At 56.4% G+C, this 20,847-nt stretch carries 16 protein-coding genes; 10 read left to right on the plus strand and 6 right to left on the minus strand.

Annotated elements, in window-relative coordinates:
* Positions 1–179: 179 nt before the first annotated feature.
* The 6 genes from IE099_RS03615 (at position 180) to IE099_RS03640 (ending at position 7,703) form a co-directional block, all read left to right on the plus strand.
* Positions 180–3,650 carry an InlB B-repeat-containing protein gene (locus IE099_RS03615; protein ID WP_189567436.1) on the plus strand — a complete coding sequence of 1,157 codons (3,471 nt, stop codon included), beginning with the start codon at positions 180–182 and terminating at the stop codon, positions 3,648–3,650.
* A 222-nt stretch (positions 3,651–3,872) separates the two neighbouring features.
* Positions 3,873–4,715: a PEP-CTERM sorting domain-containing protein gene (locus IE099_RS03620; RefSeq protein WP_189567438.1), complete on the plus strand. Its 843-nt coding sequence runs from the start codon at positions 3,873–3,875 to the stop codon at positions 4,713–4,715.
* Positions 4,716–4,788: 73 nt separating this feature from the next.
* On the plus strand, positions 4,789–4,932 hold the full coding sequence (locus IE099_RS03625; RefSeq protein WP_229809371.1) for a hypothetical protein: 144 nt from the start codon (positions 4,789–4,791) through the stop codon (positions 4,930–4,932).
* 199 nt (positions 4,933–5,131) lie between these two features.
* Positions 5,132–5,713, plus strand: a complete 582-nt coding sequence (folE, locus tag IE099_RS03630) for a GTP cyclohydrolase I FolE (RefSeq protein ID WP_189567442.1) — start codon at positions 5,132–5,134, stop codon at positions 5,711–5,713.
* A gap of 61 nt (positions 5,714–5,774) precedes the next feature.
* Positions 5,775–6,302, plus strand: a complete 528-nt coding sequence (msrA, locus tag IE099_RS03635; RefSeq protein WP_189567444.1) for a peptide-methionine (S)-S-oxide reductase MsrA — start codon at positions 5,775–5,777, stop codon at positions 6,300–6,302.
* Between the two features lie 27 nt (positions 6,303–6,329).
* Positions 6,330–7,703 carry a dihydrolipoyl dehydrogenase family protein gene (locus tag IE099_RS03640; protein ID WP_189567446.1) on the plus strand — a complete coding sequence of 458 codons (1,374 nt, stop codon included), beginning with the start codon at positions 6,330–6,332 and terminating at the stop codon, positions 7,701–7,703.
* A 36-nt stretch (positions 7,704–7,739) separates the two neighbouring features.
* Here IE099_RS03640 and IE099_RS03645 read toward each other — a convergent pair whose 3' ends face one another.
* Positions 7,740–8,654 (minus strand): nucleotidyltransferase family protein, encoded by a 915-nt coding sequence (locus tag IE099_RS03645; protein WP_189567447.1) that lies wholly within the window; start codon positions 8,652–8,654, stop codon positions 7,740–7,742.
* Between the two features lie 88 nt (positions 8,655–8,742).
* Here IE099_RS03645 and IE099_RS03650 point away from each other — a divergent pair, with 88 nt between their 5' ends.
* Complete coding sequence (locus tag IE099_RS03650) at positions 8,743–11,877, plus strand: DUF7133 domain-containing protein (protein ID WP_189567448.1); 3,135 nt, start codon at positions 8,743–8,745, stop codon at positions 11,875–11,877.
* A 119-nt stretch (positions 11,878–11,996) separates the two neighbouring features.
* Positions 11,997–12,626 carry a peroxiredoxin gene (locus tag IE099_RS03655; protein WP_189567449.1) on the plus strand — a complete coding sequence of 210 codons (630 nt, stop codon included), beginning with the start codon at positions 11,997–11,999 and terminating at the stop codon, positions 12,624–12,626.
* A 1,165-nt stretch (positions 12,627–13,791) separates the two neighbouring features.
* Here the strand turns inward: IE099_RS03655 and argF are convergent.
* Together argF and IE099_RS03665 are read right to left on the minus strand one after the other, a co-directional pair.
* Positions 13,792–14,700: an ornithine carbamoyltransferase gene (gene argF, locus IE099_RS03660; RefSeq protein WP_189567450.1), complete on the minus strand. Its 909-nt coding sequence runs from the start codon at positions 14,698–14,700 to the stop codon at positions 13,792–13,794.
* A gap of 84 nt (positions 14,701–14,784) precedes the next feature.
* Entirely contained in the window at positions 14,785–15,294 is a 510-nt protein-coding gene (locus IE099_RS03665) for a protein-tyrosine phosphatase family protein (protein ID WP_189567451.1), read from the minus strand.
* Between IE099_RS03665 and gluQRS the strand changes: the two genes are divergently transcribed.
* Positions 15,293–16,267 carry a tRNA glutamyl-Q(34) synthetase GluQRS gene (gene gluQRS, locus IE099_RS03670; protein ID WP_229809372.1) on the plus strand — a complete coding sequence of 325 codons (975 nt, stop codon included), beginning with the start codon at positions 15,293–15,295 and terminating at the stop codon, positions 16,265–16,267. The genes IE099_RS03665 and gluQRS overlap by 2 nt on opposite strands.
* Here gluQRS and IE099_RS03675 read toward each other — a convergent pair.
* From IE099_RS03675 to IE099_RS03685, 3 genes are all read right to left on the minus strand, one after another.
* A complete protein-coding gene (locus IE099_RS03675) occupies positions 16,264–17,094 on the minus strand; it encodes a phytoene/squalene synthase family protein (RefSeq protein ID WP_189567452.1) in 831 nt (276 codons plus the stop codon). The genes gluQRS and IE099_RS03675 overlap by 4 nt on opposite strands.
* Before the next feature lie 75 nt (positions 17,095–17,169).
* Entirely contained in the window at positions 17,170–18,441 is a 1,272-nt protein-coding gene (lepB, locus tag IE099_RS03680) for a signal peptidase I (RefSeq protein ID WP_189567454.1), read from the minus strand.
* An 80-nt stretch (positions 18,442–18,521) separates the two neighbouring features.
* On the minus strand, positions 18,522–19,880 hold the full coding sequence (locus IE099_RS03685) for a UTP--glucose-1-phosphate uridylyltransferase (RefSeq protein ID WP_189567456.1): 1,359 nt from the start codon (positions 19,878–19,880) through the stop codon (positions 18,522–18,524).
* A 138-nt stretch (positions 19,881–20,018) separates the two neighbouring features.
* On the opposite strand from IE099_RS03685, the gene IE099_RS03690 reads away from it, so the two are divergent.
* Positions 20,019–20,705, plus strand: coding sequence for a hypothetical protein (locus IE099_RS03690; RefSeq protein ID WP_189567458.1), 687 nt, complete (start codon positions 20,019–20,021; stop codon positions 20,703–20,705).
* The last annotated feature ends 142 nt before the right edge of the window (positions 20,706–20,847 follow it).

Below are 20,847 nucleotides of genomic sequence, written 5' to 3' on the forward strand. Positions count from 1 at the left end.
GTGCATCGTTTCCTGCGGTAGCTCTCAACTTTGAGATGAGCGATTGCTGAGCAAGAAAGTTAGTTTGTATTTCCTGTTTGAGGAGTGGTCAAAATTGTCAGGTGTTGAATCCTATTGCTGAATGAGAAGGATGTAGGTTGAGGCTTGAAAGGTTCAGCCAAACAGATAGTGATTTTCAGGTGCGAATCCTATCCCTCCGAAAGGTTGCTTCTCTCAGTGGCGCCTTGCTCTGTTTACCCCAAGTCTTCGGCACTAGGATTGAGAGTGCCACTCCGATTGCCTTGCCCGCTGGCGAAACGATCACTTTGACGGGGTCGGGGCTGGCGAATACGACCAAGGCGACATTCTTTTATACAGGGGAAGGAGAATCGGCATTTTTCACCGGAGTTTCCGATACTACGGTGGAGGTGGTTTATACTCCTTCCGCAGTCAATCAAGACAACCAGCTCTTCATCGAAACAGCCTCCGGTTCGACTCTGACTTCACACTTTCACGGAGATGAAATACGTGAGTTTACCGGCACGGGGCCACTGACCTTTAGTCCGCAGCAAACTCTACCAAAACTGCTAGTTGTCAAAAGTGGGGCTGTTTTTCAAGGATTACAGGTGCCAAGTGGCTTTGTTCAGATGGTCTATGTGGAGTCTGGAGGAGCCATTACTGGTTGGTCGGGAGCTTCTACTGTGAACATTTTTGCTGAGGACGGGGCCTTACTCGACTTTCGGACATCCAACTTTAGTCCGAACCCATATACTTCATTATTCTATAGTCCCGCGACGCAGATACTAGGGACGATGCCGACTATTCCTCCTCCACTGATCTCAGACCCTTACGGGCGCCAGACGACCTCCATCTCCCTTTCTGTTGGAGTAGGGCCCTTTACGAAAGCCTTTGGCTTGGAAGTTGAAGTTGTCGGTGACGGAAGCGTGACACGAGATCCAGCGGGCCCCTACTATCAGAATGGAGATGTGGTGGAACTGACTGCAGAGCCGGGTGTTGGTGGCTCTTTTAATGGATGGACTGGCGGCGTAACCTCGAACGGGTCCACAATTTCGGTGACGATACCCACTTCGAAGGTTACCGCGAATTTCTCCACTGGTCGCACACTTTCGACCTACTCGGGCGCAGGTGGAAGCATTCTTAAGAGTCCGGATTTGGAGGTGTTTGCAGATGGCGCAACCGTGACGCTGACCCCTCAGGCAGTGGCGGGGTTTGAGTTTTTAGGCTGGGGAGGGGATGTGAGTGGGACTGACAATCCCCTGGTTCTAACAATGTCTCAGGACCTTGAGGTTATCGGTATTTTTCAATCAGTCGAACAAGGCAATCTCGCTACTCTTTCAGCGGTGGACTTGCCCTATGCTCCGCTTGGGGAAACCATCACTCTGACTGGTAGTGGCCTGACTAATCCTACTGCAGCTAGTTTTCTCATTCATGGCGAAGAAGACGTTGCTACCACTTTCAGCAGCTTGTCCGATCTCAATATGGAGGTTGTTTTCAATGCGAATGCTGGTAGAAGCGCTCTTCTTGTGGAGACCGGTGCAAGCTCTACCTTAGCTATTGATTTGACGGAGGCTGAGTTGGGTTATTTTCAAGGGCAAGGAAGCTATTCAGGGGAGGACAGAATTCTTGTGGTCGCTCCAGGCTCAGTTTTGGACGAAATTCCCAGTTTTCATCCCTCGAGGTCCTTGGAGGTGATTTATGTTAGGGCTGGAGCGATTTTTCGAGCTTGGGAGCAATTGGCCTCGGTAAAGGTATTTGCTGAGCAGGGGGCTGTTCTTGATTTCCGAGAGGGCGCGAGCCCGTTGGCAGGGAGAACCTCTGTTTATTATAGCCCGGCCACTGAAATTCTTGGAGAAATGCCCGTTAACGTGGAGATTATCGGACAATCCTATGTCTCATACTCTCGGCAGTTGACTCCAATTTCTCTGTCGCCCGCAGTTGGGACTTTTGGCCGCGGTTATGAGTTAGAAGTCGAGATTTTGGGTAATGGCACTGTGAGTCGCGATTTGGATGGGCCGTATTATCCTCCGGGTGTAGATGTTGAGTTGACTGCCATCTCGGGCGAAGGAAGTTTCTTCACTGGCTGGTCTGGTGGGGTCATCTCGGAGCACTCCGTAATCTCTGTTCGTATTCCTAAATCGACAATCACTGCCAGTTTCTCCTCTGGGCGTAAGCTGACCACTTTCTCGGGGCTGGGAGGTTCGATTCTTCGCGATCCGGATTTGGAAAGTTATCCCGATGGAGCTGTTGTCACCCTGACTCCTCAACCTGCGTCGGGCTACGAGTTTGTGTCGTGGGGAGGCGAAGCGGACTCAAGTTTCAATTCTCTGGAGCTGACTTTGAATAGCGACGTGACGGTTGTGGGCGTTTTCCGTCTCTCGAATCAAGATTCGCTGGCAAAAATTACCAGTAGTTCGCCTGAGGTTGTTCCGGTGGGAAGCCCTCTGATGCTTGAGGGCGAGGGGTTTGTTGGACCTGCGACAGCGCTCTTTCTGGCTCAAAGCGATTCAGCGTCAGCAGCAAGCGAGGTGATTTCTCAAACCGAAATGGAGGTAATGTTCCAGTCGAGTGGGAATCAGCCTGAGATGCTGTTGGTCGAGACGGCAAATGGTACCAGTCTGGCCGCAGGATCGATTGTCGACTTTGAATATTTCGAGGGCGTAGGAGCGCTTTCCTCAAGCAATCGGGTCGTGGTGGTGCAGTCCGGATCGATACTGGAGTCCGTTGCTCCGGGATCAGCCTTTACCGACATTGAAGTCTACTACGTGAAAGCGGGCGCGGTTTTCAAGGCTTGGAACTCCCTCGTTTTCGGTCGGGTCTTTGCAGAAGATGGTGCGATTTTGGATTTGCGTGATTCAACCCTCAATAGTGTTCGGGGGACTCGGGTTTTCTATGGCCCTGGCGTCGAGGTCTTGGGTGACTTTCCCGGGAGTGTTTTTCCTGGGGACGATCCTTTTGCTCGGCAGACGACTTCGCTTTCCTTGTCTCCTGATGTGGGTTTGTTTGAGTCGGCCTACACTGTTGCGGTCACTTCGGAGGGGCCGGGAACCGTTACGGTGAACCCTGATAAAGAGTATTACACCAGAGGTGAAACGGTGACGTTCACTGCGGTGCCTGATGAGGGGAACTACTTCATCCGTTGGAATGGCAACTCGTCGGTGACGAATCCCGAGCTGACCTTTACTGTGAGCCGGAATTTGCAGCTCAACGCTCGCTTTTCCCCTTTGGCCGATTTTGTTTCGAGCTGGCGTTTGGAGCATTTTAGCCCAGAACAACTCGCTGATCCTAATGTGTCAGGACTTTCGCAGGATCCGGATGGCGACGGACTGACCAATACTGCAGAGTATGTCTTCGGAAGTGATCCGCTTGTGATCGATAGTGGCGCGGATCTCCGCCTACATTCTATCGATCCGGAGGCGAAGTTGATTCAGTTCTCCTACCTGCGACCCAAGTTGGTGGCAGATGTGGACTACCTCTACTTTGGCAGCACGGATTTCATCAATTGGAACAATCTTTCGGAAGGGGAGATGGCCGAGGAAGTGGCTACTGAGGACGCGACGGAGGATCTGGAGAGAGTGACCATCCAGGTAAGCTTCGGAGCAGAGGATTTTCCGAAGAGCTACACTCTGCGGCTTGGCGCCGAGTTGTTGTAGAAGTATTGATTCCGCACCGGCTCTCTACTTCATGCCGGCGAGATGGGGCGCTGGTTCTTGGGGTGGTTTGGTTTGTTGGATAATCAATAAGCGGGGGCGGGAGGATTTAACGATTTTCGTCAAATAGTTGGGTGGAGATAGTCAGTTTGCCTTTGCTTCTTGTCACATTTCCGTTTTTGGGAGGGACTGATGGTTACTCGCATTTTTGCGAGGAAAAAATCCATGAACTCAAAAACAACAATCAGTTTGCTGTCAATCCTCGGAGCGGGGACGGGCTTCGGAGCGCTCTCCGTCGGGACTTTGATAAATATCGACTATCACAACGGCAACGGAGTGCACTCCGGAGCAGGTGTGGTGGGTGGAGCCGGTGATACTTGGAATTACGTCACCAACCCCGCTACAGGAAGTAGTGGCACCTTGCTTACCCACTCGGGGGCTTCAACTGCCATCCAGAATTATTCCGATGGTGTTCTAGGAGGAGGACGAGGCTCGCATTCGTGGGGTACCGACACCTTGGCACAGGATTATCATTATCTGCGTGACAACAGCACGGGGACAATCGCGCTTCCCAACGGGACATTTGCCGGGGTTGGACGGCGCATGACCATCTATGACCAAGGGGCATCGACTGACCTTGATTCGAGTCAAACATGGAACCTCCATTTGATTGCCGCAGGTGACAATGGACTTCAGGGTGCCAATTTTCTCTTGAAGCAATCGGATGGCGCGGGTGGATTTGTCTACTTGAGCTTGGCGAACTCAGGCGGGCCGGCCTACTCGGGAACGCTTGATGAGGGAGTTCATTACGGGACTTTCGAGAATGTAGTTCCAACAACTTGGGGCGGTTCCAATCACGAATTCGAAATCTATTGGTATTGGACAGACCCTGATACAAATATCATCGAGGACCCGCTGAATCCCGGGGTCTTCATTCAGGACTCCAGTCCCGGAGGAGGAAATAGCTTTACTGGGTTCAATGGCGTTCAGCTGGAGCTGATTCCCGAGCCTTCGTCCGCGTTGCTGCTATTCGTTGGACTAGGTTTCAGTCTTCGTCGGAAGCGTTAAGCGATATTTTCGACTTTCCGTAGTCCAGATGCTGGTTGGTATTCCGAATGCGAAAAGGGAGAGGATGAAAATCATGAAACCATCCCTACTGTTACTCGCCCTTTCTTTCGGAGCCCTTGCTCTTTCGTCCTGTGTTCCTCTCGCTGCGGGCGCGGCCGGGGGATACATTATGGCGGAGGAAGGCGTTGAATTCCAATCGCCTGTGAAGACCAATTAACGGTTGCCAATCGTCGCTACCTTGGGGCTGAAAAGCCTGAGGGCACGCTGGTGCGGTAGCCGTAACTTTCTTAGGAATGGCTGCCGCAACTTGCACGATTGAAGTGCAAGCTGCATCTTTCTCCCTGACTGGGCCTCCGTTTTTTTTTCACGACTGGGGATCGCCAAGCGCGGGTTGAGCATGTAAAGCGGGGCCGACGATGAGCAAAGAGGTTGACCACGAACGGATCGCGAAGGCGGTGAAGGAGATTTTGGCCGCCATTGGTGAAGATCCGGATCGCGACGGTCTCTTGGATACTCCCAAGCGAGTGGCGCGCTACTTCGCGGAAGTCTGCGGTGGCCTGCAAGAAGAGCCCGCCGAGCATCTCAACAAGACTTTCGAAGTCGATCATGATGAGATCATCATCGTGCGCGACATCACTTTTTACTCCATCTGCGAGCACCACCTCGTGCCCTTTTTCGGGCGTGCCCATGTCGGGTATTTGCCGGAAGCCAATGGGCGAATCACGGGGCTTTCCAAGCTGGCCCGCTTGGTCGACGGCTATGCCAAACGTCCTCAGGTTCAGGAGCGGCTTACGAGCCAAATCGCGGATGCCATTGAGGATAAACTCAGTCCACGGGGGGTGGCGGTGGTCCTGGAAGCCCAGCACATGTGCATGTCGATGCGGGGCATCAAAAAGCCCGGGAGTGAAACCGTGACCTCATCGATGCGAGGTCTCTTTCGGGAGAATGCTTCCTCGCGCCAAGAGGTCCTTCAGTTGATTTTGCAGGGCGGCCGATAGATGGTCCCCGAGAGGGATTCGCTATTGCTAAAAGGGATTCCTCTCGTTCAGTCTCTGCCCTATGAAGAAAGCGACTTTTGGAGGCGGGTGCTTTTGGTGCACCGAGGCGATGTTTCAGCAGCTCAAAGGAGTGGAAAAAGTGGTGAGCGGCTACTGCGGTGGCGACAAGGTGGACCCGACTTATCAGGAAGTCTGCACCGGCGAGACAGGGCATGCCGAGGTGATTGAGCTGACCTACGACCCCGAGGTGATCTCCTTCGAAGAATTGCTCCGGGTTCACATGGGTTCGCATGACCCGACCACTCTCAATCAGCAGGGGGCTGATGTCGGGACCCAGTATCGCAGCGTGATTTTCTATCGCGACGAAGAGGAAGAGGAAATCGCGCGCCAAGTTTTGACGGAATACGAAGACACCACCGGCAACCGGGCCACGACCGAGATTGAGCCCTTCGAGGTCTTCTATTCCGCGGAGGACATGCACCAGAACTATTACAACGACCACACGCAGGCTGGCTACTGTGAGGCCGTCATCGCACCCAAGCTACGCAAGTTTCGCGATACCTATCGGCACCTTTTTGCTGGGGAGTAAGGTCATCCCTGTTATTCATTCTCTTGAATGAAGCACTACGATCTCGTTATCTTGGGAGGAGGCCGCGCGTCTGGTCTGGCCATCGCGGCGGCAAAGGAAGGAAAGTCCGTGGCCTTGGTCGAGCGGGATCGTTTGGGGGGCACTTGCCCCAACACCGGCTGTGTCCCTTCCAAGCTGCTGATCGGCTATGCGGAGGCTGCCCGCCGGGTGCGGGAGGCCGACCGACACTTTATCAAAGCCACACTGGAGGAGATCGATGTGGCCCGCATCTTTCAGGAAGTTGGTGATTGGGTCCAGGGGGTTGATCCTCGTTATGAAAGCCGCATGGAGGGAGTCGACCTCTATCGCGGGCACGGGCGCTTTGTTTCGAACAAGGTGGTGGAGGTAAATGGCGAAGAGTTGGCCGGTGAGGTCATAGTTGTGGCCACCGGAACCAAGCCCCGGCCCACCCCGTTCGCGGATGTTTGGACCAACGAAAACCTCTTTCCGCTGAAGGAAAAAGTGCCTCGTTCCATCACGGTAGTGGGTGGTGGTTTCATCGGCTGCGAACTGGCTAATTTCTTCGAAGCTGTGGGCATCGAGACACGGTTGTTAGTTCGCGGGGAGACTTTGCTGCCTATCGAGGACGAGGATATCGAGGCGGTCTTTCGCGAGGAATTCACCAAGAACGTCCCGACCTCATTCGGGACTACGGTGGCAGGCTTGGAAAAGAACGAGAATGGATTTTTGTTAGACCTCACGGGTCCGGATGGCTCCACCAGCAGGCACCAATCCGAGCAAGTGCTCTTTGCCATCGGGCGCGTGCCGACGACGGACAATTTGGGCATTGAGAATACGGACCTTCAGCTCGACCAGCGCGGCTATCTAGTGGTGGACGATTCCTTGCGCACCAATGTCGATGGCATTTACGCCGCCGGCGATATCGCGGGCCGCTATCAATTGCAGCACGTGGCCAGCTACGATATTCACTACCTGCGCCAGCAGCTGCTCAAGGGAGCAGAGGGCCCCATTGACTACGGAGCAGTGCCCCATGCCGTCTTCACCGATCCCGAAATCGCGGCCGTCGGAGCGACCGAGGCGGAGCTGGTGGAAAAGGGGACTCCTTTCGTGAAAATCTTTCAGGATTGGAAAGCCAGCGCCCGCGCGATGGCCTCGCGCTTGGACTACCCGCGAATCAAGCTGCTAGTGAGCCCCGACGACTATTCCATTCTCGGCTGTCACCTCGTCGGACCCGACGCCTCCACCGTTCTACACGAAGTCCTCGCCATCATGCGTCTGAAGAACGACGTGCGCGAAATGGCTGCGATGATGTATATCCATCCCGCCCTCCCCGAGCTCCTCCTCGATGCCGCCGTGCAAGCGATTAAAGAGGTGAAGAAGTATCGCAGGGGAGTGGACTGAAGAACCGCGGTCCGTGGTGGAAGGTCGAGGCCTCTGTTAGAGGTCCGCGTTGGAGTGGCTTCCTTCCACGGGGGTGGGGGAGTGGACGATGCAGTTGGTGAGACTGGCACCGGCTTCGACTACTGTGCCGGGCCAGAGAATGGAGTCGGTGATGTCGGCATCGCGGCCGACTTCGCAGTCGGGTCCAATCCAGGAATTGGTGATGGTGGCTCCGACTTCGACGCGCGCGGTTTCGTGGATGGGCTCGAGGTCTTTTCCGGTTTCGAGAGGGGCGCCAATGCCGTGGGTTTCGAGATAGGCCTCGCGGGTGCCGAGGTCGAGCCAATGCCCGGCGTCAGCGTCGAAGGCGCCGAGCTTGCCCTGACCGGCGAGGATCAGAAAGGCGGGGATGATGGAGACCTTTTCGTTGGCGGGAATGAGTTCGAGGACCTCCGGATTGATGCAGTAGATTCCGGTGAACTGGTGGCTGCCCTCGGAGACCTCCAGCATGTTGCGGATGTCGATAATTTGCGAGCCCCGGACGGCGAGGTGTTGGCCCGGGCCGTCGGTTCGGGCGGCGAGGGTCGCGGTGTTTTCGGAAGCGGTGTGGCTGGCGATGAGCTCGTCGATCCGGATGTTGGTGAGGATGTCCCCGTTGTAGACCAGGATGGGATCGCCTGCGATGAAGGACTCGATGTTCTTGATGCCACCGCCGGTCTCGAGAAGGTCCTTTTCGTGGAAAAAGTGAAGCTTGAGGGCCTGATAGCGACCCTTTGGAAAAGCGCGTTCCCATTCCTTGTGCAGGTGGTGGGTGTTGATGGCGACTTCCTCAATGCCTGCTGCGGCGAGGTGATCGAGGGCGTGGGTGGCGAGGGGACGATGGAAGACGGGGACCAGCGGCTTGGGCGCGGTATTGGTCATCGGGCGCAGGCGGGTGCCGAGTCCGGCTCCGAGGAGAAATGCTTTTTTCATCTGCTGCGAGCTTGGCCTGAGTGCTAGAAAGAGGGAAGAGGATTGACAGGAAGGCCTGTCTGCAGGCGTATTTGCGGCTCAGTTTTTGATGAAAAAGTCTCATTGTTTGCCGATTTTCGTATTTTCCTGCAGTTTTGTTTCCCCGATTCATGCCGAATCCGCAGGAGATGCCGATCCTGCAGCCGAGGTCAAATCCCAGAATCAAGCGGCTGTTGCGCTGACCGAGGGCACGGAAGTGCTGGTCGACGGTTTTCAGACAACCGTCTTTGCGCAGCCCTTCGACGTGGAATATCCTACGGCTCTGTCCGCAGGACCCGATGGGACGGTCTATGTCTCAGTGGATTGGGATGGTTCATTGGGTCATGATTACAGTGGCAAGGTGGTGGCTTGTCGCGACGAGGATGGAGATGGGCAGGCCGACCGCTTCTGGGACTTTATCCCCGAGGTGGAATCGCCCCGCGGAGGTCATATGGTGGATGGTAAGTTCTATCTGATTCACCCTCCTTTCCTGAGCGTCTATTGGGATGAGGATGGCGATGGGGTGGCCGAAAAGTCCAAGCAGTTGGTTGATGGTCTGGGGGCAAGTGTGCAGGAAGAGCGCGGAGGTGATCACACGACCAATGGAGTCCGCATGGGGGTTGATGGCTGGCTTTACATCGCGGTCGGGGACTTTGGCATGAGCTCTTCGACGGGGACTGATGGCAAGACCATTACCCTTCATGCGGGTGGGGTTGCCCGGGTTCGTCCCGATGGCACCGAGCTGGAGGTTTATTCCTACAATACGCGCAATCAGTGTGATGTGGCGATTAGCCCCTATCTCGACCTCTTTGTCCGTGATAATACGAATGATGGCAAGGGCTGGAACATCCGCGTTCACCATCAGACCAATCTTTCCAATCACGGCTATCCCCGCTTGTACAAGAATTTCAACGACGAGGCGGTCAAACCCCTGTTGGATATCGGGGGCGGCAGTGGCACAGGCGCGCTCTATTTGCATGAACCCGGCTTTCCTGACGGCTTGGGCGACACCTTGTTCACCTGCGACTGGACTACGGGAAAAATTTACAACCACGACCTCGAGACCAACGAGGCGACCTTCCGCGCCGAGCAGGAGGAGTGGATGAATCTTGTGCGAGCGACCGACATCGACGTCGATGGCGAGTCCCGTCTCTACACCTCCGACTGGCGGAACGGCCGTTTTGCCTTCCAAGGCAAAGGGGTGAAGGTTGGGATGATTCATCGTGTGGTGCCGACTGGTTACGAGGCTGAAAAGTGGCCTGACCTCGAAGCCTTGGAGTCGGCCGAACTCGTGTCGCATTTGGCCCACCGCAGTGCGGTTCGCCGATTGGAAGCCCAGCAAATCCTGGTGCGCCGTGGAGGCAATGCCAAGTTGACTGAAGCTCTCCTCGATTTGATTCAGGGAGATACTCCTCTTTATGGAAAGGTCGCTGCCATTTTTGCTCTCAAGCAGATGGATCCCAAGGGCTCTAATCCCGCGCTTGTTTCTTTGTTGGAATCCGAGGACGTGCGTGAGTTTGCGCTCCGGGCGGCAGCTGATCGCCGGGGTCAAGTGGCCGAGATTCCTGGCAAGACCTTTGAGTCTTTGTTGAATGACGAAAGCGCGAGGGTTCAGCTGCAGGCGGCAGTCGCGATGGAGCGCGGAGGGCGCAAGGATATGGCTCCCGCACTCATCAAGGCGGCGGCAGCCAGCTTCAATCAACTGGCGAGTCTGAAGGGGCAGGACGACTATCGTTTTCCACACACGGCGGTGGAGGTGCTGGGGTATCTGCAGGCGGTTGATGCCTGTCTGGCTGCGGTGTCGGACGCCGAGACTCGCGGGGTCGCGTTGGGAGCTCTCAAGTTGATCTCATCTCTGGAGGTCGTTGAAGGCTTGGAAGAAATTTTGAAAAACGCTGGCAGTGATCATCAACTTCGTCTGGAGGTGATGGAAGTGATGGCGCGTCAGGTTCACCGTGAAGGTCCCTGGGACGAGAAATCATGGTGGGGAACCCGTCCCGATGATCGGGGGCCATACTTCACCCTCGTGCGTTGGGAAGGGAGTGATCGGGCGCTCAAAGCTCTCGAGGAATCCTTCACCAAGTTGGAAGGAGGAGATAAGGAAAAGGCTCTCGAAATGATGGCCGCCAATCGGCTGAATGTTCTGGAGATGGACTTGGGGGAGCAGGACCCGGTGTTGTTGGCCTTGGGCTTGCAAAACCCGGGAGAGGGGCAGATCAAGTTGCTCATCGGAGCGGCTCTGGACCCTGAGCGCAAATGGGAGCAGCGCCTGGCCGCCTATCGTGCCGTCTCCCGATCCGATATGAAGTCCAGTCTGCGAAATCAGCTTGAGATTCTTGCCGGGTGGAGCAGTGAACCCGAACTGGCCGAAGAATCTGCGCGTGAGATCAACGAGTTTATCAACGCCCCTGCCTTGATTCTTAAAATCAAGGAATTGGAAAAGCTTGGGAACGAGGCTTCCCCCGAAGTGAGCAAGATCGCGTGGAAAGCGATTCTGACCTTTTCCCGCAGCCCATTGATCAAGGAGCGCTTTAAAGAAAATGCGATGGCCATTGCGCAGAATGACCCTCGCGCATTGGGCTATTTTCATGCTCTGGCGGAGATGAAGTTGCCAGGCTTTGAAGGGCCCATTGCCAAGGCGATGGAAGGGGACAATCAGGCTCTCATCGATGCTGCCAAGGCCGCGCAGGAAGCGATCGAAGGTGCGGCGGTTGAGAGTCAAGGCACGCTTGTTGCAGCGTTGGATGCCAAGGAGGTGACCGCCCAAGTGATGGCTGGGGCCGGCAAGGGTGATATCGAGTTGGGAAAAACTCTCTTCACCCAACAGGCTTGTGCGAGTTGTCACGCCATCAGTTTGGATGAGGTGCAGAAGGGTCCTTACCTGGGTTCTGCCGGAAGTAAGTTTACCCGCGATTACCTCATCGAGTCTATCCTCGAACCCGGGCTGACCGTCGCGCAGGGATTCCGTACCGAGATGGTGACGATGAAGGATGGGGCAGTTCATCTGGGCTTCATTACCCGCGAGGAAGATGGGGAAATTGATCTGCGGAACATTGGTGGAGTCGTCACCACTCTGCAGACCGGGGAGATTGCCAAGCGGGAAGAGCAGCCTCAATCCATGATGCCGGCGGGGCTCGCCTCGAGTCTCACTGTGGACCAGTTCAATGCCTTGATCGACTACTTGGGTAGCTTGAAAGAAGAGTAAAAGCGCCGGTGTTCGCAATCCTTCCGGAAAGTCTGGCAAATCGACTTGGCAGGTCTTGACGCGTGGCTTCGGTGAGCTTATCGCAGCCGCGCTCTTAGCAACCCCTATCACAAAGAACTATGCCTGTACTCGTAGGAAAAAAAGCACCCTCCTTCACCGCCAAAGCGGTTCAGGGAGAAAACATCATCGAAGAATTTTCACTCGAGCAATACCTCGGGAAGAAGTACGTAGTCTTCTTCTTTTATCCCAAGGATTTCACCTTCGTCTGCCCGACTGAGCTTCACCGTTTTCAGGAAGAGTTGGCCGAGTTCGAAGCTCGCAACGTTGCGGTGGTTGGCTGTTCGACTGACTCCGAATTCTCTCACTGGGCTTGGCTCAATACGCCTCGCGAAAAGGGTGGCATCCAGGGGGTCAAGTATCCTCTCGTTGCCGATATCAACAAGACCATCTCGGAGGACTATGACGTGCTCTCTGGTTTGGAAGATTTTGATGAAGAAGGCCGTCGCAGTGTCGAGGGTGAGCTGGTGGCCTACCGTGGCCTTTTCCTGATCGACCTTGAAGGTGTGGTTCGTCATCAGGTCGTCAATGACATGCCTTTGGGGCGTTCGATTCGTGAGTGCCTGCGAGTGGTCGACGCTCTGCAGCACTTTGAGCAGCACGGAGAAGTTTGCCCAATGGATTGGCAAAAGGGAGACAAAGGAATGACCGCCGATCACGGTGGTGTTTCTGATTATCTCTCAGGCAAGTAATTCTGCGTTCCGGATTTTTAGTTTATAGGCCGCTCCGAGTGAGCGGTCTTTTTGTTGATAGGAGCAGGGACATTCCTGTCCCTGGGACGGTCCGTCCACATCAAACCGTCCGCACCGAATCCGTCTCGACGAAAGCTCTGACACCCCGAGTCACTGCTCATGGACAGGAGTGTCCATGCTCCGGTAGGGTTCTTTTGATAAAAGGACCGCGAGAGTTCCGGGATGTTTGAAAGGCTCTTTCGCGGACGACGGCCGGAGGCCTGGGGACCTTCCCCAAACCTTCGCGGCTGTTTTGGCAAAACAGCCCTACCGACGGAGCAGGGACATTCCTGTCCCTGGGACGGTCCGTCTACACCAAATCGTCCGCACCGAACCCGTCCCCACGAAGCTCTGATACCCCGAGTCACTGCTCATGGACAGGAATGTCCATGCTCCGGTAGGGGCCTTTTGCTAAAAGGACCGCGAGTGTTCTGGGATGTTCGTAAAGTTCTTTCGCGGACGACGGCCGGAGGCCTGGGGACCTTCCCCGAACATTCGCGGCTGTTTTGGCAAAACAGCCCTACCGACGGAGCAGGGGCATTCCTGTCCCTGGAACGGTCCGTCCGCACCGAATCGTCCGCACCGAACCCGTCCCCACGAAGCTCTGACACCCCGAGTCACTGCTCATGGACAGGAATGTCCATGCTCCGGTAGGGTCCTTTTGATCAAAGGACTACGAGAGTTCAGGGATGTTCGAAAGGTTCTTTCGCGGACGACGGCCGGAGGCCTGGGGACCTTCCCCGAACCCTCGCGGCTGTTTTGGCAAAACAGCCCTACCGACGGAGCAGGGTCATTCCTGTCCCTGGGACGGTCCGTCCACACCGAATCGTCCGCACTGAACCCGTCCCCACGAAGCTCTGACACCCCGAGTCACTGCTTATGGACAGGAATGTCCATGCTCCGGTAGGGGCCTTTTGCTAAAAGGACCGCGAGTGTTCCGGGATGTTCGAAAGGCTCTTTCGCGAACGACGGCCGGAGGCCTGGGGACCTTCCCCGAACCTTCGCGGCTGTTTTGGCAAAACAGCCCTACCGACAGAGCGGGGACATTCCTGTCCCTGGGACGGTCCGCCCACACCGAATCGTCCGCACCGAACCCGTCTCGACGAAGCTATGACACCATGAGCCGTTAGATGGCCCAGGCGTTTGCAAGGGTTGCGAGGACGGCCTTTTGGGCGTGAAGGCGATTCTCGGCTTGTTGAAAAATGACGTCCGCGTGTTTCTCCAAGACTTCCTCGGTGATTTCTTTTTCGCGGTAGGCGGGCAGGCAGTGCAGGACGATGTGTCCGCTCGCAGCGCCGGCGAGAAGTTCGGCATTGACCTGATAGGGGCCAAAGAGCGCTTCCTTTTCGGTCTGTCCTTCCTGTCCCATCGACAGCCAGACATCGGTATTGATGACGTGAGCGCCGTCGGTTGCAGCCTTCGCATCGCTCGTGACCGAGACATTGGGCGCGTTGAGCTTTTCCATGAATTCCGCCGGGGGCAAGTGTTCCTGAGGCCCTGCCACCACGAGCTCAAAACCCAAGTGTTTGGCCGCCCACATCCAGGAAATCGTCATGTTGGAGAAGCCGTCCCCAATGAAGGCGATCTTCTTGCCCTCCCAAGTGCCAAGCCGCTCGCGGATAGTGAGCAGGTCGGCGAGAATCTGGCAGGGATGCTCATCGTCGGTGAGGGCGTTGATGGTCGGGATTTGGCCGTATTCGGCGAACTGAACGACGTCATCTTGGGCAAAGGTCCGGATGATGGCCCCATGAACCATGCGACCGAGCACGCGGGCGGTGTCCTTGATGGGCTCGCCGCGTCCGAGTTGAATGTCGTTTTTGGAAAGAAACATCGGCGCGCCTCCCAGCTCGCGAACTCCCACTTCGAAGGAAACCCGGGTGCGGGTGGAGGCCTTGGTGAAAATCATGGCCCAAGTCTGTCCCTCGAGCGGCTGGAACTCGTGATTGCCGCGGCGGGTCTTCATATTGACTGCGCGGTCAACCAGTTGTTGGAGTTCCTGAGGCGCGAGTTCTTCAATAGACAAGAGGTTCTTCATGAGGGGAAAAATGGGAAGCGGAGAACGTGGCAGAGATGGGCAAGAGAATCAAGATTAAGCGATGACCTTACCGCCTGCTGCGGACTACTGTCCGGCAGGCCAGTCTTTGACGAACTGACGTTGCGCGGCAGTTTCGGGTGAATCACGGGTCGCGGACTTGGGGCACGTTTTCCAGATTTGTTGCAGGCGGGTGTAACCAGCGCTGCCGCCTCCGTGATGGCGGGCCAGCCAGCAGCCGACGATGGTGCCAGTCCGGCCGATGCCGCCCCAGCAGTGGACGTATACGGTTTCGTCCTTCGCGATGGCACCGTCGATGACATCGAGAATGCGGGCGGCCTCGGCTTGATTGCGGGGAGTGGAAACGTCGGGGATGGGGAGGCGCTGATGAGTGGCTTCGCGAATCAAGTGGGTGTAAGGGAGGAGGGGATTGCGCCCTTCTCCTTCTTCGGTCAAGTCGAGGAAAAGGGAGACTCCGGCCGCGAGGAGGGAGTCGATCTTCTTTTGAGAGCTCTCTTCCTCCAAATCGCGGGGATATTCACCGGCAATGAGTTTGCCGGGCTCGACGATGTAACAATTCGTGATGGGTGCTTTCATGATTTCTAACAGAACCTGCCCGTTCGAAGAGCGAGTCGGCAAGGCCTATATTTTCATCAATCGATTGGGCGCGGGGTTCGCCATTGCCTGGGTGGTGGAGGATGGGCTACCAATTGAGAAGTCTATGACAACTCGTTTCGCTCCTTCACCCACTGGCCGCTTGCATCTGGGTCATGCCTATTCGGCTTGGCTGGCTTGGGAGCGTGCACAGGCTCAGGATGGCCGGTTTTTGCTGCGGTTTGAGGACATCGATCACACTCGGGTCAGGGAGGAGTATTATGGGGGAATTGAAGAAGACTTGCGATGGCTGGGGATCTCTTGGGAAGGGAAGCCTTTGCGACAATTGGACCGCTTTGAGGACTATCGAGAGGCTCTTGAGAAGTTGAATCGTTTGGGGGTGCTCTATCCATGCTTTTGCACGCGCAAGGACTTGGCGATCTCTGCTCCACAACGGGGAGACGGAACGGCGCTCTATGCGGGAACCTGTCGGGAGATGCCGGTGGCGGAGCGTGAGAAACGTTTTGCGGAGAAGACCAGTTGTGCCTGGCGCCTCGATATGGGGCGGGCTTTCGGGTTGGTGGGTGAACAGACTTTTTGGGATGAAAGAAAGGGCTTGGTGCGGGTGGTTCCGGATCTGTTGGGGGATCCCGTTTTGGCTCGGAAGGATATTGCGACCTCCTATCATTTGGCGGTGGTGGTGGACGATGCGGCACAAGGGATCACCGAGGTCATCCGGGGGGAGGATTTGTTGGAGTCGACTCATGTGCACCGCGTTCTACAAGGCTTGTTGGATTTGCCGGAGCCGCATTATTTTCACCATCGTCTGGTGGTGGACGAGGCTGGGCAGAGGCTGGCGAAGCGTCATGATTCTTTGGCCATCGCGACCTTGCGGGACAGGGGGGTGAGCCCAGCGGCAGTTCTGGCGCGGGCCCGTGCGGAGTTGGAAACGAATTTGGGGGATTCGGCTTGTTAGAACCGGACCCGCAGTCCGTGGATGACGAGGGTGCCGAGCTTGCGGGCTTTCGAAAGTTTGTAACGGCGGTCGAAGACGCGGAACTGGTCTTCTTCCATCTTTTCCAAAAGTCGCTGATAAAGTGAGCGCATGATTTCCGCCGCCATCAATGGCCGTCTATCGGAGTGGGGGAGGAGCTGCAGGGCTTCGGCAAAGAGTCCGGTCGCGCGGGCGCATTCGAACTGCATGAGGGCCTTGAAGCGATCATCGTAGATATGATTGAACAGGTCCTCTTCGCTGTAGTCGAATCGCTGCAAGTCCTCGATCGGGAGGTAGACGCGGCCTTCGTTGTCGAGGTCCTCGCTCACGTCGCGCAGGATGTTGGTGAGCTGGAGTGCGTGACCCAGCTTCTCCGCATAAGCAGGCGAGCCGGGGTGCTTCGCGCCGAAGAGGGGGAGGCATACCAGGCCCACCGTGGAGGCGACCCGATGGGTGTAGGTCTGCAGGTCCTCCCAGGTCTGAAAGCGTTGGGGCTCCAAGTCCATGCGGCAGCCACGAATCAGGTTGATGAAGTGTTCCTTGGGGATGTCGTGCTTGGCTCGTAGTCCCAGGACGGCGGCCTCCAAACTCCCGGGGACGGCGTGGTCGTCTTCGAGAACCTTTTGCCAGGCATCGAGGCCGGCGGCTTTCTCCTCGATCGCTTGATCGGGTTCATCCGCGATGTCGTCGATGCGTCGGCAAAAAGCGTAGAAAATCGTGACGTCGTCCCGGTTCTCTTTCGGTAGACTGAGAAGAGCGAAGGCCAAGTTGGACTTGGCTTTGCGGGTGATCTCTTGGGCTTCGGACAAGGGGTGAATGGGTGGCTCGGATTATTCGGGGGGACGGGCTCAATGCGGCAGTCGGGCAGCCGGAGGACGGGCTAACTAGCGGATGAAGCCAAAGTTCTCAATGGGCCAAAGAGTGAACAGACCGGGACCAACGAGAAGGTATTCGTCGACTGGTCCCCAATAGCGGGAGTCCGAGGAGTTGGCGGAGTTGTCGCCCATGGCGAAATACTGGTCCTTGCCATTCCCCTTCGCGAGTTCGATCTTCGAGGTCGGGGTGTTCAGGGCGGTGCGGTATCCCTGCGGCCTTTTTTGTGTCCTGCTGACGATTTCCGGAGCATTGAAGTAGCCCTGATAGCCATCCTCGAGAGACATCACCCGCTTCATGCCGGGTTCCGAGGCCAGCTTGCCGTTGATAAAGAGTGAGGGCGCCTGAACCTGCAGGGAGTCGCCCGGCACACCAACGAGACGTTTGATGTAGTGGGACCCCCGGTTCTGATCGTTCATGCGGGCTTCGCTGACGATGCGCTCGATTCCCCGGGTCTCGAAGACGAAGACCTCACCCCGCTTGGGCGTGCGGAAGTGATAGGAGAATTTGTCGACAAGGACGAGGTCCCCGGTATCGACCCAGCCTTGGGCCAAGACCTGGCCTTTCTTGACAGGAAACCGTCGGTTGCCCCCGGCGACGAATCCGTAGTTCTCGCCGTCGTTGCTGTAGAAGTTGAGCTTCTTGCCCATGCCCAGTCCATTGATGACCGCGTTGGGGGAGCCGTTGAGGCGAATCTTTTGCCCATTGGCGAAAAAGACATCGGTCTTGGTGAAGAACCAGAACCAGCGCTTCTCGCGGACGTCGACGATCTCCGTGTCCGCGGGAGCGATCGCTTTCACGTAGGTGCGACCTTCAGTGAGCTTTTCGAAGCCTTGCTTGACGATGTTGGGCTTCTTCCAGTTCGGGTCTTCGATGCTGTTGCCAATGATTCCGTTCAGGGTCGGCTGCATTGAGCCGGTCGGGATGCGGAATGGTTGGACGTAGTAGGCGCGAATCCCCAGAGCGACGGCGATGGCGACGAAGAAGACCTCCAGATTGTCCGCAAGGGCATCGGGGGGGCGATAGGATTTAAGCGAGTGCTCGCAGGTGCCCTGCAGCTGTTTGCAGGCTTCCTTGACTCCGTCCTGGTCGCGCTTGCGGATGACTTCCTTGAGATCCTTGATGCGGGATGAGATTTCGTCCACGCGGTCCTGCTCCAAGAGGTCCCGCTTGTAATTGAGAAATTTCTGTCCGCCCTTCAGAGTTCCGAGGGCTTCCTTCTTCCACTTGGGTTTCCAGAAGTAGTCGCGGACTAGGAGTGGGATTTCAGCAGCATTCGACACGGCCTCTAATTGAGCGGGACAAGCGCAGGGAGCAAGGATTTTATGACTCTGCCTTTGTAGTCAAAAAGGCTTGAAAAATTCTAACTTCCGTATGTGCCGGGGGCCACCTCGCCGCAATTGTCGAACTCGGCATTGCCCTTGATGACGACCCCTTCCGCGAAGTGCACCCTGCCCTTGATGACCAGCGATTCAGCTTCGATCAGAGAAGGGACCGCGCCGAGCTCGGCCAGGGAGTCGACCAACTTGTATTCGTCGGACAGCTTCACCACTGGCGGCTTGCCCGCGCGGACACCCACCAGGCCGACACTGCCATCGGCCCGCTTCTCGTAGGCATCGCTACGCAGGGCGAAGAGGTCGGCGGTGGTCTTGACGGGAGCAAATCGTGAGCGGGGGACTTCCACGGCGGTTGCCCCGTCGAAGCACTCGATGGCAGCACCCATTGCGGTCTCCAGTTGCCATACCGCGGTCGAGGTCTTGTCGCGGGGATCGACGGTCTTGGCATTCTGAATAACTGGAAGCGGGAGAACGCCATTGGACGCATCAAGGGCTTCCTTCAGGGCCGGGAGGTTGAGCCACAAGTTATTGGTATTGAAAAAGCGGTGGCGAGAGATGTCTTGGAAAAAGTCGAGGTCGGCATCAGGGCATTGCGCCACTTCACGCAGAACCAGGCGCTCGTCGCTGGTGCGGAGGGCAAGGTGCCCGCCCTTCTTGTCGGCTTCGGTGCGGCGCGTCACTTCCATGGCGAAGGGAGCCTGGCTTTCGGCAAACCAGCTGAGCAATCCTCCGTCCAAAGTGGCTCCAAGATTGTCGCTGTTCGAGACAAAGGCGTATTTGACCCCTGCCTCCAAGAGGCGATCCAGCCAGCCACTGCCGACCAGAGCGGGATAGAGGTCGCCGTGTCCAGGAGGGCACCACTCGTGGTCGGGGTCGGCGGGCCACTCCACTGGCGTCATGGTCGAGGCGTCAATTTTGGGGACCTTGTTCTGTAGCATTTCCACCTCTTCATCGCCGAGGGGGCCGTCTGCCAGCGCGGCGAGGGTGTCTTCGCTGGTGGAGAAAGAGTTCATGAGCAGGAAGCGGACTTTTGCTCCAGTGCTTTGTCTGAGGTGGGCGATCTGTTCTGCGATGAGGTCGAGAAAGGTTTCGCCGCTTTTGACCTCGAGGAGGCTTTTGGCCTTCTGCAAGCCCATCCCGGTGCCGAGCCCGCCATTCAATTTGATGACCGCTGTTTGGGCCAGGAATTCCGCGTTCCACTCCGGGTGTTCCGAGGCGACCATGAGGTAGTTCGGGACATCGGTGGCGGGATGAATGCTTTCCTCGCCCAGCAGGCCCTTTTCTCCAGCCGATAAGAGAGTGAAGCCGCGCTCGAAGGCTCCAATTGCCGATTCGCCCAAGCCTGCTGCGACCATTTTTTCCCGAAAGGGTGTAAAATCACTCATACCACGTCCAGATAGCACTCCCATGATTGGTTTCAAGTCCTCATGGGCAATGCAACGAAGAAGACACCAAATAAATTTCTGTCGCGAATTGATTTTGACGTTTGCAAACCGTCTCACAAAAACGAAGACTGCAGCCGTATGTCAGAGGAACAGAATGCCCCGAAGAAGGCAGCCCGCAAGCGGGTTGTAAAAAAAGGGGTTCGCGGCACGCGGGCACCCCGCAAGAAGACCGTTAGTAAGAAAGAGGACTCTCCCGCAGAAGCGGAAGAAGCCGCTCACGAAGATTTTTCCGCCGAAGAGAACGAAGTCACCTACTCTTTGGAGTCGAGCGAGCCAGTCGAGGCTCCCCAAGCCGAAGCCCCTCCCGCGGAGGAGCCCGAGCAGGAGCTTAAAGTTGTCGAGGAGGACGCCCCGAAGAAATCCGACGAGCGTCCACGCAAGAATTCCAAGTCTTCGAAGGATAAAGAGTCCAAGGACAAGGAGTCCCGCGAGGATCGTCAGTCTGATGAGGAGAGTTCTCCCAACGCTGAGTCCGGGGAAAAGAGCTCCGAGGATTCGGGCGATGAGGAAGAGCGCCGCGAAGGTCGTCGCCGCAACCGGAATCGCCGGGGCGGGAAAGACAGGGATCGTGAGGATTCTTCCCAAAAGTCCCGTAAGATTGATCGGGAGGAAGCCGCGGCGAAAGCTTGGGAAATCTATCAGGGTGAGCTGGAAGAAGAGGGTGTTTCTCTCGTTGATCCACGACGCGCCCGCGAGGTTGCTCGTCGCTGTCTGGAGCTTGCCACCGTGTTCTGTGAAGAGCGCGACCGCTATCTGGAGCGTTGACCCATGCCTCTGGAAGGCGTTCGAATCTCGCGCGAGTTGCTGGTCGATTTCAATCGGGAGCAACGGTCGCGAGGTCTTCTGGGAATGATTTCCGTGGTTTGGCTGACCTCATTGCGAGGTGGGTAAGGGGGAAATTTTTAGG

The organism is Roseibacillus persicicus (assembly GCF_014651675.1).
In the GTDB taxonomy this organism is placed as follows: domain Bacteria; phylum Verrucomicrobiota; class Verrucomicrobiia; order Verrucomicrobiales; family Akkermansiaceae; genus Roseibacillus; species Roseibacillus persicicus.

Bases quoted from the DNA above. Each gene is read 5' to 3' on its own strand.
- IE099_RS03620 (WP_189567438.1), top strand. From the start codon at position 3,873: ATGAACTCAAAAACAACAATCAGTTTGCTGTCAATCCTCGGAGCGGGG.
- IE099_RS03625 (WP_229809371.1), top strand. From the start codon at position 4,789: ATGAAACCATCCCTACTGTTACTCGCCCTTTCTTTCGGAGCCCTTGCT.
- folE (WP_189567442.1), top strand. From the start codon at position 5,132: ATGAGCAAAGAGGTTGACCACGAACGGATCGCGAAGGCGGTGAAGGAG.
- msrA (WP_189567444.1), top strand. From the start codon at position 5,775: ATGAAGAAAGCGACTTTTGGAGGCGGGTGCTTTTGGTGCACCGAGGCG.
- IE099_RS03640 (WP_189567446.1), top strand. From the start codon at position 6,330: ATGAAGCACTACGATCTCGTTATCTTGGGAGGAGGCCGCGCGTCTGGT.
- IE099_RS03645 (WP_189567447.1), bottom strand. From the start codon at position 8,654: ATGAAAAAAGCATTTCTCCTCGGAGCCGGACTCGGCACCCGCCTGCGC.
- IE099_RS03650 (WP_189567448.1), top strand. From the start codon at position 8,743: ATGAAAAAGTCTCATTGTTTGCCGATTTTCGTATTTTCCTGCAGTTTT.
- IE099_RS03655 (WP_189567449.1), top strand. From the start codon at position 11,997: ATGCCTGTACTCGTAGGAAAAAAAGCACCCTCCTTCACCGCCAAAGCG.
- argF (WP_189567450.1), bottom strand. From the start codon at position 14,700: ATGAAGAACCTCTTGTCTATTGAAGAACTCGCGCCTCAGGAACTCCAA.
- gluQRS (WP_229809372.1), top strand. From the start codon at position 15,293: ATGATTTCTAACAGAACCTGCCCGTTCGAAGAGCGAGTCGGCAAGGCC.
- IE099_RS03665 (WP_189567451.1), bottom strand. From the start codon at position 15,294: ATGAAAGCACCCATCACGAATTGTTACATCGTCGAGCCCGGCAAACTC.
- IE099_RS03685 (WP_189567456.1), bottom strand. From the start codon at position 19,880: ATGAGTGATTTTACACCCTTTCGGGAAAAAATGGTCGCAGCAGGCTTG.
- IE099_RS03690 (WP_189567458.1), top strand. From the start codon at position 20,019: ATGTCAGAGGAACAGAATGCCCCGAAGAAGGCAGCCCGCAAGCGGGTT.